Source organism: Brevundimonas sp. DW-iso22 (assembly GCF_058725425.1).
Genome location: NZ_JBZXEB010000002.1, coordinates 156,400 through 170,547, shown reverse-complemented (window position 1 = coordinate 170,547; position 14,148 = coordinate 156,400). Strand labels below are relative to the sequence as shown.

The window sequence follows — 14,148 nt, the reverse complement described above, 5'->3', positions numbered from 1 at the left end:
CGCCTGTCAATCCATTGAGGCTGCAGGGCGAGATTGCGACGACGGATGAGTTTATCCCTGTTGCGCTGCAATAATCGCGCCTGACCTGTCGTATTTCAGTCACGATTAGTGGGGGCTGGACGATTACAGGCTTGCAACGTTCCCACAAGTTTGCATAACTTTGCGATCAGAGCCCGGACGCTTCATCAGAAATGCGACGGCCTGAGGGAGAGAGAGTTATGAGAACCCACGCCACGCGTCGTGCCCGTCTGCTCGCCAGTGCCGCAATCGGTGCTGCCGGATTGCTGGCTGTCGTCGGAACCGCTGCTGCTCAAGACGTCCCAGCACAGCCCGATCCCGATGAAGCGACCGAGATTGATGAGATCGTTGTCACCGGCATTCGCGCGTCCATCCAGAACTCGATCGCGGCCAAGGCCCGCAACACCTCCATCGTCGAGGTCATTTCCGCCGAGGACATCGGCAAGTTGCCGGATGTGTCCATCGCCGAATCTCTTGCTCGTCTGCCCGGCCTGACGGCGCAGCGCCTGGACGGGCGCAGCCAGGCCATCTCCATCCGAGGGCTCGGTCCCGACTTTACGACGGCTCTGCTGAACGGGCGTGAACAGGTCACGACTGGCGACAACCGGGGCGTGGAGTTCGATCAGTATCCTTCGGAATTGCTCAGTGGCGTAACGGTCTACAAGACCCCGGACTCGGCTCTGATCGGTCAGGGTCTGGGTGGCACTGTTGACCTTCAGACGATCCGGCCCCTGGCCTATGGTCGCCAGGCCATCGCCGTGAACGCGCGCTATGAGTGGAACGACATCGGGGCGCTGAACTCCGGCACGACCGATCATGGCAGTCGCTACTCTATCTCTTACATCGACCAGTTTGCGGACGACACAATCGGCCTGGCCCTCGGCTATGCCCACATCGAGAGTCCCTACCAGTCCGAGCGGTTCAATGCCTGGGGTTATCCGACGGTGGATATTGGCAACGATCTCTACGGAGAGACGCTGATTCCAGATGGCCCACGTACAGTGCGGCCCGGTTATGAGGAGGAAGTCGGGCAGCTGGTCATCGGCGGAATGAAGCCCTACGTCATGTCCAGCGAACTGGAGCGTGACGGCTTCATGGGCGTGCTGGAGTTCCGGCCGAACGACCGGTTCACCTCGACTATCGACGCTTTTTATTCCGAGTTCACCAACACCCAGATTCTGCGCGGCATCGAGTTTCCGTTGTACTGGGGCGGATTGGCGGAAAATCCCGAGCGGAGTTCAACCGTTCTGGGCGGTTGTCAGATCAGCAACAATACTCAAACAGCGGGCTGTCGCCCCGCACCCGTTCTGCGGCCTGGCGCAACAGTCGAAAACGGCCTGATCACAGCCGGTACCTTCGATAACGTCAAGGGCGTGATCCGGAACGACGTCAACACCCGCGACAGCACGATCACGTCTCTGGGCTGGAATACGCAGTTCCAGGCCAGCGACAACTGGAGACTGGGGCTGGACCTGAACTACTCCAAGGTCGAGCGGCAGGACGTGGTTCTGGAGACTTACTCGGGTACAGGTCGCAATATCGGCGGAGCGACTGACAGTGTCAGCTTTGTCACCGGCAGCGACGGCGTGCCTGTGCTGACCACGACACTGAACTATGCCGACCCGAACACCATCTTCCTGACCAGCCCTCAGGGGTGGGGTGGGGATATCGTTCCCGGCGGACAGGTCGGCTATCTGAACACGCCGTCGATTGACGATGAGATCAAGGCTGTGCGTCTGACGGCGCGTCGTGACTTCAATGGTGGTCTGTTCAGCTCGATCGATTTTGGCATCAATCTGTCGGACCGCGAGAAGTCCTTTGCCAACGACCAGTTCTTCCTGGGGGCTGCGGGTGACACGACGCCGATCCCGACCCAGTTCCTGCTGGCACCGACCCGGTTGGACTATCTCGGTATTCCGGCGGTCATCAGCTATGACGCACTGGGCCTGGTAAACTCCGGCTTCTACACGCAGGCTCGCAACCCGAACGCGGACGTCCTGAGTGGCAACTGGGTCGTCGGCGAGACGGTCAATACCTACTACGTCAAGGCCAACATTGACCACGAACTGTTCGGACGCGCCCTGACCGGCAACCTCGGTCTGCAGATCGTCGACACATCTCAGGAATCGAGCGGCTTCTCGGCCAGTGGCACGGGCAGCAGCACCGTGTCCATCGCGGTCAATGGTGGCGACGACTACGTCGAGGTCCTGCCTAGCGCGAACCTGATCTTGGAGATTGGCGAGGACCGGTTCCTGCGGTTTGCCGCGTCACGAGTTCTTGCTCGTCCCCGTATGGACGACATGCGAGCGTCGCAAAACTACAACTTCAATGTCGGCAACAACAATGACACGGCCACGCCAGAGCTGAACTCGCCCTGGAGCGGTGGTGGCGGCAATCCGGCACTGCGGCCAACGATCGCCAATGTCGTTGACCTGTCGTTCGAACAGTATTTCGCGAACCGGCGGGGTTATGTTTCGGTTGCAGCTTTCTACAAGGATCTGGAAACCTACGTTTACACGCGCAATCAGATCTTCGATTTCACCGGATACCCGACCAACGCACCGGGCGTTACGCCGGTCATCAATGAAGGCATCGTTTCAACCCCGGCCAACGGCGATGGTGGCTACATCAGCGGTATTGAGTTTGCCGCCTCCGTGCCGTTCGAGGTCTTCCATCCGGCACTGGAAGGCTTCGGCCTTCAGTTCAGCGCCTCGCAAACGTCCAGCGAGATAAAGCCGGACGGCGTGAACGCAACGGCCCTGCCTGGGCTGTCGGAAACGGTGGTCAATACGACCATCTACTACGAAAACAGAGGCTTTCAGGTCCGGGCATCGAACCGTTACCGCTCGGATTTCTTGGGTGAGGTCGCCGGTTTCGGCAATGGCCGAACCTTGCGCAGTGTCGGCGAGGAAAGCGTGGTGGACGCCCAGATCGGTTACCAGTTCGAATCCGGTGCCCTGGAGGGCCTATCTTTCCTCGCTCAGGTCAACAACCTGACCGACGAGCCGTTCTACACGTTCCAGAATGGGGACGAGCGCCAGGTCATCGACCATCAGACCTATGGCCGGTCGTTCCTAGTGGGATTGAGCTACCGCTACTGACCGCCCTGAACGGTCGAACTGGGCCGCCGCGGGAGACCGGGGCGGCCTTTCTTTTTGCTGTCAGCGCAGGGCACTTTTGGTTACGGCCCGCGAAAATGCGCTGGACGCAACCGCGCACGGATGAAACCTAGAGCGCATGATCGTCGCGCGGATGCCGCCGACGACCCCGGGGAGAGACATGACCGACACTTCGACCGCACCACGCAAGGGCACAGGCCTGGCCTTCGCTTATGTGACTACGCTGTTTTTTGCCTGGGGGTTTGCGACCTCGTTGATCGACCCACTGATCGCGGCGGTGCGCAAGGTATTCGACCTGACGACGACCGAGGCGCTGCTGACCGCCTCGGCCTGGTTTATCGCCTATGCTGTGGTGTCTATCCCCGCTGCAGGGATTCTGGGTCGGCTGGGGTACAGCCGCTCGATCATTTCCGCCCTCGGCGTGATGGTCGTTGGGTGTTTGATCATCCCGCTGGCCACCCTGGTCGACGTCTATGAGATCGTGCTGCTTGGTCTGTTTGTCATAGCATCGGGCGTAACCCTGCTGCAGGTCGCGGCCAATCCTCTGGTCGCCGTGCTCGGCTCGCCGAAGGGGTCCCATGCGCGCCTGAACTTCTCGCAGTTCTTCAACTCGCTGGGAACCACCTTGGGGCCGCTGCTGGGCTCCAGCGTTCTGCTGACGGGCGGCGTGTTCGCAACCGGCGCCGTAGTCACGGCGGCGACGCGCGACGAGTCGCTGCGCAGCATCGACTTCGCCTTCCTGGGGCTGGCCTCCGTCTTCGCCGTAGTCGCGTTTTTCATCTTCACCGCTCGCAAGAAGATCAATGCCGCCGCCGAGGGGGCTCAGGGCGACGCCGTCTCCTCACCGCTAAAGGCCTTCAGCTCGCGCTGGGCCGTGTTCGGGGCCTTGGCGATCTTCGTCTACGTCGGCTCCGAGGTGACCATAGGCGGCTTGCTGACCAACTTCCTGGCCAGCCCCTCGATCCTGAACCTGGCCGAGGTCGATGCGGGCCGTCTGGTCAGCTTCTACTGGGGCGGCGCGATGGTGGGCCGTCTGATCGGCGCGATCCTGCTGACACGCGTGCCTGCCGGCGTCTTGCTGACGGTTAATACGGTGATCGCCGCGATCCTCTGCTTGGTGGTGACGCAGTCCTCGGGCACGACCGCCGCCTATGCCGCGATCGGCGTGGGTTTCTTCAACTCGATCATGTTCCCGACCATCTTTACCTTGACGCTGGAGCGTTCCAGCGCGCCGGTGTCGGCAACCTCGGGCCTGCTGTGCACGGCCATCGTCGGTGGGGCCGTCCTGCCCCTGATCGGCGGGATGTTGGTTGACGACGCGGCCGAGATCTTCAACCCGGCTTTCTTCGTGCCTCTGGTCGGCTACGCCCTACTGGCGGTCTTCGCGGTGGCTGCGGCGCGTAAGAAGCCGGAAAGCCGTGAGGCGGAAGTCGCCACGACATTCCACTAGTTGCTTAAGGCCGCCGATATCATCGGCGGCCTTTTTCTGACCGGGGTCAGCTGTTTCGCTTTGCCTCAGGCAGCACGAGCGGTTGATGCGTGCTTGCGCATCATCAGCGCAGCAAATCGCCGCATTTTACCCGGACCGCTAGATCAACGTTGAATGAGCTGGCTTCATCCTATACTGCGACGCGTTCTCATTATCGTGAAGGCGTCGTCCCATGCTCCGTACCCTGCTTCTGGCCTCGACTGCAGCCCTGATCCTGGGTTCTCAGGCACAGGCTCAGGATACCGAGGTCACACAGATCGACGACGTCATCGTCACGGGCTCGCAGGTGACCCTGACGTCGCCCTATGCCGGTGGCCAAGTCGCGCGCGGCGGACGGGTCGGGCTGTTCGGCAATCTGGGCGTCATGGACACGCCCTTCGCGACGACCAGCTACACCGAGGAACTGGCCCGCAATCAGCAGGCCCGCAGCGTTGGCGATGTGCTGCAAAACGATCCGGCGGTGCGCGTGTCCAAGGGCTTTGGCAATTTCCAGGAGCTGTATGTCATCCGCGGCTTCCCCGTCTATTCGGACGACATGACCTACAACGGCCTGTACGGCATCCTGCCGCGTCAGTTCGTGGCGGCAGAGTTCCTGGAGCGGGTCGAGGTCTTCCACGGGGCGACGGCGTTCCTGAATGGCGCCGCGCCGGGCGGCAGCGGCGTCGGCGGGGCCTTCAACCTGACACCCAAGCGGGCCCCGAACGAAGCGCTGACACGCCTGACCGCCGGGATCGACGGCGAGAGCGAGCTGTATCTGGCCGCCGATGTCGCCCGGCGTTTCGGTGCCGCCGACGACTATGGCTTGAGGCTGAATGTGGCCCGCCGGGACGGGGAGGCGGGGATTGAGGGCGAAAGCCGCGAGCTGACCGCCGTCGGACTGGGTCTGGACCGCCGCGGCGAGCGCGCACGGTTCTCGGCCGACATCGGCTATCAGGACCACCGCATCGACACGCCGCGCCCGACCGTGACGCCAGCCGGGGCCGTGCCCGCGCCGCCGTCCGCCGACAGCAACTTCGCCCAGCCCTGGACCTATACAGACGAGCGTCAGCTGTTTGGTGTCGTGCGCGGCGAGTTCGATCTCAGCGACACCGTCACCGCCTGGGCCGCCTTCGGTGGTCGTCAGGGCGAGGAGGCGAATATCCTGGCCAACCCGGCGGCCCAGCCCGACGGCACGCTGAGCGCCTATCGCTTCGACAATACGCGCGAGGACACGGTCTGGTCCGGTGATATCGGCGTGCGTGCCGAGCTGACCACCGGTCCGGTCGGGCATACGTTGGTGGCCTCGGCGTCGCAGGTTCAGTCCAGGTCGCGCAACGCCTATGCCTTCTCCGACTTCGCGGGTTTCGCCAGCGATCTTTACGCGCCAGTTGTCGCTAGTCCGCCTGTAACGGACGCCCTGGTCGGCGGCGACCTCGACAATCCTCTGGTGACCGAGCGCGTCAACAACAGCAGCGTCGCCGTTGCCGACATGATGTCCTTCATGGACGGCAGGCTGCTGGCCACGGTCGGTGCCCGGTATCAGCAGATCGAGACGCGGACCTACGACTACAACACCGGCGCGCCTTCTCCGGCGGTCGAAGGCGACGCGATCACGCCGGTGTTCGCTCTGGTCTACAAGCTGAGCGACGCTGTGGCCGTCTACGCGAACTACGCCGAGGCCCTGCAGCCCGGCAAGATCGCGCCGTCGGTCGTCAACGGTGTGCGCGTCCAGAACGTGCAGGAGGTGCTGTCGCCGTTCCGCTCGAAACAGAGCGAAGTCGGGGTGAAATATGATGGAGGGACCTTCGGCGGCACGCTGAGCCTCTTCCAGACAACCCAGGCCACGGAGTCGTTCTACATCGTCAATCCGGACGCCCCGCCTGCTGATCAGTTTGGCATCTACGGCGACGGTGATGAGCAGCAAAACCGGGGTGTCGAGGTCAGCGTATTCGGCGAGCCGGTTCCCGGCCTGCGTCTGATCGGCGGAGCAAGCTGGTTGGATACCGAGATCGTCTCAACCGAAGCCATCGGCGTCCCTGACTTCCAGGCCAACGCCAATGTCGAATGGGATGTTCCTCAGTTCGCTGGTCTGACCCTCGAAGGCCGCGCCGTCTTCACGGGTGAGCAGCAGGTCAATGAAGCGAACACTGTGCAACTCGACAGCTGGACCCGTTTCGACGCCGGTTTGCGCTATGTGACCCAAGTCGCGGATCGCCCGGTCACCCTGCGAGCCCGGGTCGAGAACCTGGCAGATGAGGATCAATGGGTCGCCGTCGGTGGCTTTCCGGGGGCCAACTATCTGACGCTGGGCGCGCCGCGCACCTTGCGGCTGTCACTGTCGACGGACTTCTGAGGCGGATGCAGACACGCACCCTCAAGGGCTGGTCGTGGGTCCACAAGTGGTCGAGCCTGGTCTCGACCGCCTTCCTGCTGATGCTGTGCATCACGGGCCTGCCGCTGGTGTTCAGCCATGAGCTTGATCACCTGCTGCTGGACGAGCCGTGGGCGCCCGCCCATGCGGACGGGCGTCGTCTGTCGCTGGATCAGGTGCTGGAGACCGCACTGGCGCGTCAGCCCGGTGAGGTGCCGGCCTTCATGAGCTTCGACGAGGACCGGCCGGTGGTGAACGTCACCAGCCGGAGGCCCGATGCGCCCGAGGGGCAGTACTCATTCCAGCCCATCGACCAGACCAGCGGCGAGGCGGCTCCGCTGGTGGCCGGTCATCCGGTGATGGAGTTCTTGCTGCAGCTTCACACCGACATGTTCCTGGGTCTGCCGGGCATGCTGTTTCTGGGGGCGATGGGGCTGCTGCTGGTGGTCGCCGTGGTGTCGGGCGTGGTGCTCTATGTGCCGTTCATGCGGCGGCTGGTGTTCGGGACGATCCGGATCGACAAGGCCGCGCGGACCCGGTGGCTGGACTATCACAACCTGCTGGGCATCGTGACGGTGGGCTGGGTCCTGGTGGTCGGGGTGACCGGCATCGTCAACACCCTGGCGACGCCCATCCTGGCCTACTGGAAGGATACGGCGCTGAAGGAACTGACGGTGGCCTATGCCGATCCGGCCCCGGTCGGCGAGCGGGCCTCCCTGGATGTGGCCGTAGAGCGGGCGAGAGCGGCCCTGCCGGGCAAGACACTGCAATTTGTGGCTTTTCCCGGCACCGCCTATTCGACGGACCACCACTACGCCGTGTTCTTCCATGGCGACACGCCGTTGACGACGCATCTGACGACGCCAGCCCTGATCGATGCACGGACCGGCGAACTGGCCGCCATTGCGCCGACGCCCTGGTATGTGAAGACCCTGGCTCTGTCGCAGCCGCTGCATTTCGGCGACTATGGCGGGCTGGCGCTGAAGATCGTCTGGGGCATCCTGGACCTGGTGACAATCATCATCCTAGGCTCGGGTCTGTACCTGTGGCTTGGCAAGCGACGGAAGGCGATCTGATGCGTCGGTCGTTTCCGCTCGTCGCTATACTGTGTGTGCCCCTGCTGCTTATGATCCTCAGCCTGACCGGCCTTGTCGGTGCGTTGATCTATGATGGAGCCTGGGATGTCATTGGCTCGGCCCTGCTGGGAGTCACCATCGGTGTAGCCCTCTGGGCCTGGGTCCGGGCCAGGATCACTCATCGTCGCTAAGGTCAGTCTGGCCTTCGACCAAAGTCTCTCTCTGCACTCATGAATGCGGCTGTCACTGTCACGGTGACGATCGCTTCGGGCGATGCGTGAGAACAGCCGATAACGGCGAGCTTTGGGAGGCTAGACTATGACCGATAGCGCGATAGGCGCACCGGCCGAACCGGAACATGTGGTGGACAAGAACGACCGCCTGGTGATTCTGGCGTCGTCCGTCGGCACCGTGATCGAATGGTACGACTTCTATCTCTACGGATCGCTGGCCGCGATCATCACGGCCCAGTTCTTCTCGGGCGTGAACGAGACCACAGGCTATATCTTCGCGCTTATGGCCTTTGCCGCCGGGTTCGCCGTGCGTCCGTTCGGAGCGGTGTTCTTCGGGCGGCTGGGCGATCTGTGGGGGCGCAAGAATACCTTTCTGGTCACCATGCTGCTGATGGGGCTGTCGACCTTTGTGGTGGGTCTGTTGCCGTCCTATGCGGCCATCGGCATCGCCGCGCCGATCATCCTGGTCGCCATGCGTCTTATTCAGGGTCTGGCCCTGGGCGGCGAGTATGGCGGGGCCGCGACTTATGTCGCTGAGCATGCGCCCAAGGGCAAACGCGGTTTCTACACCTCGTTCATCCAGATCACGGCCACTGCCGGTCTGGTGCTCAGCCTGCTGGTCATTCTGGGCGTGCGCCTGGCGGTCGGTGAGGAAGCCTTTGCGGAATGGGGCTGGAGAATTCCATTCCTGGTCTCGATCCTGCTGCTGGGCGTGTCGCTGTGGATCCGCCTGAAGCTGGCTGAAAGCCCGTCGTTCAAGCGGATGAAGGCCGAGGGCAAGGGCTCCAAGACCCCGCTCAAGGACTCCTTCGGCAAATGGCCGAACCTGAAACTGGTGATCATCGCTTTGGTCGGTCTGACGGCGGGTCAGGCGGTCATCTGGTACACCGGTCAGTTCTACGCCCTGTTCTTCCTGGAGCGGGTCATGAAGATGGACGCCACCCTGGTGTACATCCTGCTGGCCATCGCGCTTCTGGCCGCCTCGCCCTTCTTCATCTTCTGGGGCTGGCTTTCGGACAAGGTGGGGCGCAAGCCGATCATCCTGGCGGGCTGCCTGATCGCGGCGATTACCTACTTCCCGCTGTTCCAGGCCCTGACGCATGCCGCCAACCCGGCGCTGGCCGCGGCAACGGAATCGGCACCGGTGACCATCTATGCGGACCCGGCGGACTGTAATCTGCAGTTCGATCCCGTGGGCAAGACGGTGTTCAACCAGTCCTGCGACCTGGCCAAGTCCTACATCGCCAAGGCGGGCGTGAACTACACCAATGTCGCGGCTCCGGCCGGGACGGTGGCAGAGGTCCGCATCGGCAACGACTTGGTCTATCCGGCCTTCCGCGGCGAGGCCCTGAGCACGGCCGACTTCGCAGCGCAGAAGAAGACCTGGGAGGCCGGTCTGGGCGAGGCGCTGACGACCGCAGGCTATCCGGCCAAGGCCGACAGTGCGCAGGTCAACAAGCCGATGGTGGTGCTGATCCTGTTCATCCTCGGCTTCTATGTGACCATGGTTTACGGCCCGATCGCCGCTGCCCTGGTCGAGATGTTCCCGACCAACATCCGCTACACCTCGATGTCGCTGCCCTATCACATCGGCAACGGCTGGTTCGGTGGCTTCCTGCCGACCACGGCCTTCGCGCTGGTCGCGGCGACAGGCAACATCTTCTACGGCCTCTGGTACCCGATCATCGTCGCGCTCGCGACGGTCGTGCTGGGCTTCTTGCTGGTCAAGGAAGGCAAGGACGTCGATCTCAACGCCTGATATCGATGACGTGCAGACAACAGGGGGCGGGTCGACCGGAAACGGTCGGCCCGCCCCTTGGCCTTGCGACACAGCCCGGGAGCCTCTCTAGATGAGTGCGATGCTCAGCCTGGTGATCCTGTCGATGGTGGCCGCCTATATGGCGATGCTGTTCCTCGTCGCCTGGCGTAGTGAGCGGCGCGCGGCGCGGGGCAAGCCGGGCCGCATGGGACCGTGGGCCTATGCCCTGTCACTGGCCATCTACTGCACCTCCTGGACCTATTATGGCGCGGTGGGTACGGCGTCGAGGGACGGATGGGAGTATCTGCCCATCTACATCGGTCCAGCGCTGGGGATCGTGCTACTGTTCCCGATCTGGCGCAGGATTGCGGCAACCGCCCGGCGCGAAAACGTCGGCTCCATCGCCGATTTCATCTCCTCCCGTTATGGCAAGAGCCAGGGGCTGGGAGCTCTCGTCGCCTGCGTCGCCATCGTGGGGTCGCTGCCCTACATCGCACTACAGTTGAAGTCGCTGGCCATGGCCTGGACCCTGGTCATGGCCGATACACCGGTGGCGGGGTCGGAGGGGCTGACGGTGACCGGGGTGGCCATTGTGCTCGCGGGGTTCACCATCCTGTTTGGGGCCCGGCGTCCGGACCTGACGGAGCACAATCGCGGTCTGATCCAGGCCATTGCGCTGGAATCGGTCGTCAAGCTGGCGGCGTTGGTCGCGGTCGCCGTCTTTGCCGCCCTGCTGATCCTGGGGGCGCCGGATAGCGCGGAGATAACCGCCAGCCTGGGTCGTCTGGCCTCTATGCCGGACCTGGACGGGCGCTTCATCGCCATCACCCTACTGGCGACCCTGGCCATCTTCTGCCTGCCCAGACAGTTCCACGTCGCCTTCGTGGAGGCGGCGGCTCCGGCAGACATCCGGCGGGCGCGATGGGTCTTTCCGCTCTATCTGCTGATCACCAGCCTGGCGGTCATCCCGCTGCTGGCGGCAGGCGGACTGTTCTCGGCCATCGCCAATCCGGACCTGTTCGTGCTGGACCTGCCGTTCAGCCAGGGCAATGGGCTGCTCACCGCCGTTGTTTTTGTCGGCGGATTTTCGGCGGCGACGGCCATGGTCATCGTGGAGACCGTGGCCCTGTCCGCCATGGCGTCCAACAGCTTGATCCTGCCGCTGGTTGCGCGCGATCGCTGGCGGGCGCGGGAGGACGGCTCGGACATGGCCGGGGCCATCCTTCAGGTCCGGCGCGTCGTGATCTGTGCGGTGCTGTTTCTGGCCTGGCTGTATTTTCAGGCCATGGACCGGTCCAGCGGACTGGCCTCCATCGGCCTCACGTCGTTCGCTGCCCTGGCCCAGCTGGCCCCGGCCCTGTTCGGTGCTGTCTTGTGGCGGGATGGTCATGCGCGCGGGGCCTTCGCCGGGATCGTGGCGGGCACCGTCATCTGGTTCGTGCTGCTGGCCTGGCCTCAGGTCGGATCGTCGATGGGGCTGGCGGATGCGACTCCATTCGGGATCGCCGACACCCTGCCGCTGGGGGTGTTCCTGAGCCTTCTGGTCAATACGGCGATCTATGTCGGTGTCTCGCGACTCGTACAGCCTCGCCTGATCGACCGGGTTCAGGCTCGCGCCTTCGTCGACAGGCTGAGCCCGGATTGGCGTGAGCCCAATCCCGCTCCGGCGGGTGCCCTGATCGGCGATCTGAAGACGCTGGTCGCCCGATTCGTCGGCGAGGCGGGGGCCATGCGCGCCTTTCAGGCTCTCGAGCGCGAAACGGGGCAGGTTCTCAGAGACAAGGATCCCGCCGATGCCGGCCTTGCCCGAGCGGCCGAACGCATGCTGGCCGGGGCGGTCGGCGCGTCATCGGCCCGCCGCGTCATCTCGGCGGCTCTGGCCGGTGGGGGGCGGGCACCCGAGGACGTTGTGCGGATGCTGGATGAGGCCTCGCAGGCCGTTCAGTTCAATCGCGAGCTTCTGCAAGCGACCCTGGACAATATCGATCAGGGAGTCAGCGTCGTTGACGCGGACCTGCGGCTGATCGCCTGGAACGCGCGCTATGTGGCCTTGTTCGACCTGCCGTCCGGCTTCGTCCACGTGGGCCAGCCCGTCGCCTCCATCTATCGCCTGAATGCCGAGAGGGGCGAGGTCGCGGGGGACATCGAGGCCTGGGTCGAGCGGCGGCTGGAGGCCCTGCGTCGGCGCGAGCCGCATGTCTATGAGCGCATCCAGCCCAATGGTAGCGTTCTGCGCTCGACCGGCACGCCGATGGCGGGCGGCGGCTATGTCACCAGCTATACCGACATCACCGAGTTGCGCCGTGCGGCCGAGGCGCTGGAAGAGGCGAATGAGAGGCTGGAGGCTCGGGTCGCGGACCGCACCGAACGCCTGGCCGAAGCCAAGCGGATGGCCGAGGAGGCCACAGCCTCCAAGACCCGGTTCCTGGCCGCGGCCAGCCATGACCTGCTGCAACCGCTTCATGCCGCCCGGCTGTTCATCGCAGCATTGAAGGAAGAGCCTGGCCTGACCGATGCCGGGCCGCACGCCCTGGCCGACAACGCCGACCGATCGATCGAAAGCGCCCATCGGCTGCTGAAGGCCCTGCTCAACCTCTCCCGTCTGGAAGCCGGGGGCGTGAAGCCGACGGTGCAGCCCCTGTCGATCCAGAGCCTGTTCGATGACCTGCTGCGGGAGTTCGAGCCCTTGGCCACGGCGAGAGGGCTGCGGCTGAAGGTCCTGCCGTCCAGCCTGTGGGTGGCGTCGGACCGGGATTTGCTGCGGTCCATGCTCCAGAACCTTGTCGGCAATGCCATCCGCTACACGGATCGCGGAGTCGTGCTGCTGGGTGTGCGGCGGCAAGGCGATCACGTCCGTTTCGAGGTTCACGACACGGGGCGTGGGATTCCGACGGGTCAGCAGCAGAGTATCTTCGGCGAGTTCGTACGGCTGCCGTCTGCCTCGGGCGAGGAACCGGGGGCCGGTCTGGGGCTGGCCATCGTGCGCAAGGTGGCTGAGTTGCTCGGACAGACGGTGACCGTGGCGTCGCGGGAAGGGCAGGGCTCGAGCTTTGCGGTCACGGCCCCGCGTGCCGAGCCCATTATAGCCCAAGCCGTGGTTCATGGGGCGACATCCGTCGGGCTATCGGGTCTGCGTGTGCTGTGCGTCGACAACGACCCAGCGATCCTGGCGGGCCTGACGGCGCTTCTGGCCCGGTGGGGCGTCGAGATGACCACAGCTGCGGATGCCGATGCGGCCCTGGCTCTGGACAGCATCTTCGACGTGGCTCTGGTTGATCTGCACCTCGGCGACGGACCTGATGGTCTGGTCGTCGCTGACACCCTGCGGCGCAGAGGGCTGGAACACATTGCCCTGATCACCGCTGATGCGGATGAAACCCTGACCGCACGGGCTGCCGATGCCGGGGCCACGCTGCTAGCCAAGCCGGTCAAGCCCGCCGCCTTGAAAGCCTTCCTCAGTCGGTTGGCCGTTTAAGTCTCACGCGACGTTGGGGTCGAGGTCCAGTGTTCGCGCGGCGATGACGGCCTGGGTCCGGTTCTGGACGCCCAGCTTGCGGAATACGCCCGTCAGATGCGCCTTGATCGTTGCCTCGGTCACGCCGAGGTCGAAGGCGATCTGCTTGTTCAGGCGCCCGCGCTGAAGCCCGGTCAGGATCTTGAGCTGGGAGGGCGTCAGGGTGGCGATCCGCTTTTCCAGATCGCCGATCGGGACATCGTCGAACAGGACCGGGGCCGCAACATCGCCGGCGAGCACGCGGGTCAATGCGTCCACCATCTCGTTCAGCGAGGCGGACTTGGGAATGAAGCCCGACGCCCCAAAGGCCAGCGCTCGCTGTATGGTCGGGACATCTTCGCTGGCCGAAACCACGACGACAGGTGTGGCGGGGAACTCGCTGCGCAGGGCGACCAGCCCGGAAAACCCGTCGCAGTCCGACAGCTTGAGGTCCAGCAGCACCAGGTCGGCCGGCATCTTCAGGGCTTCACGCGCACCGGCCAGGCTGTCGCACTCGTCGATCTGTGCGCCCGGCAGAGCGCGAGCCACCGCAGAGGCGACGGCGGCGCGGAACAGGGGATGATCGTCGGCGACGACGACACGATCCATGG

The 14,148-nt window shown here is 64.1% G+C and carries 8 protein-coding genes; 7 read left to right on the top strand and 1 reads right to left on the bottom strand.

The features are described from left to right. The first annotated feature begins 218 nt into the window (after positions 1 to 218). The 7 genes from AC4PRM_RS00815 (at position 219) to AC4PRM_RS00785 (ending at position 13,519) form a co-directional block, all read left to right on the top strand. Positions 219 to 3,119 carry a TonB-dependent receptor gene (locus AC4PRM_RS00815; protein ID WP_492038443.1) on the top strand — a complete coding sequence of 967 codons (2,901 nt, stop codon included), beginning with the start codon at positions 219 to 221 and terminating at the stop codon, positions 3,117 to 3,119. 178 nt (positions 3,120 to 3,297) lie between these two features. Continuing rightward, positions 3,298 to 4,587, top strand: coding sequence for a sugar MFS transporter (locus AC4PRM_RS00810; RefSeq protein WP_487923043.1), 1,290 nt, complete (start codon positions 3,298 to 3,300; stop codon positions 4,585 to 4,587). A 211-nt stretch (positions 4,588 to 4,798) separates the two neighbouring features. Beyond that, complete coding sequence (locus tag AC4PRM_RS00805) at positions 4,799 to 6,958, top strand: TonB-dependent receptor (RefSeq protein ID WP_492038442.1); 2,160 nt, start codon at positions 4,799 to 4,801, stop codon at positions 6,956 to 6,958. Beyond that, on the top strand, positions 6,868 to 8,052 hold the full coding sequence (locus tag AC4PRM_RS00800) for a PepSY-associated TM helix domain-containing protein (RefSeq protein WP_492038441.1): 1,185 nt from the start codon (positions 6,868 to 6,870) through the stop codon (positions 8,050 to 8,052). Before AC4PRM_RS00805 ends, AC4PRM_RS00800 begins: the two co-directional genes overlap by 91 nt. Continuing rightward, positions 8,052 to 8,243: a hypothetical protein gene (locus AC4PRM_RS00795; RefSeq protein WP_492038440.1), complete on the top strand. Its 192-nt coding sequence runs from the start codon at positions 8,052 to 8,054 to the stop codon at positions 8,241 to 8,243. The genes AC4PRM_RS00800 and AC4PRM_RS00795 overlap by 1 nt, the downstream gene beginning before the upstream one ends. A gap of 127 nt (positions 8,244 to 8,370) precedes the next feature. Further along, a complete protein-coding gene (locus AC4PRM_RS00790; protein ID WP_492038439.1) occupies positions 8,371 to 10,044 on the top strand; it encodes an MFS transporter in 1,674 nt (557 codons plus the stop codon). Between the two features lie 91 nt (positions 10,045 to 10,135). Beyond that, on the top strand, positions 10,136 to 13,519 hold the full coding sequence (locus AC4PRM_RS00785; protein ID WP_492038438.1) for a hybrid sensor histidine kinase/response regulator: 3,384 nt from the start codon (positions 10,136 to 10,138) through the stop codon (positions 13,517 to 13,519). Between the two features lie 3 nt (positions 13,520 to 13,522). Here the strand turns inward: AC4PRM_RS00785 and AC4PRM_RS00780 are convergent, their stop codons facing one another. Further along, the gene (locus AC4PRM_RS00780) at positions 13,523 to 14,146 is read right to left on the bottom strand and encodes a response regulator (protein ID WP_492038437.1); all 624 of its coding nucleotides are present in this window, start codon (positions 14,144 to 14,146) and stop codon (positions 13,523 to 13,525) included. Positions 14,147 to 14,148 lie beyond the last annotated feature (2 nt).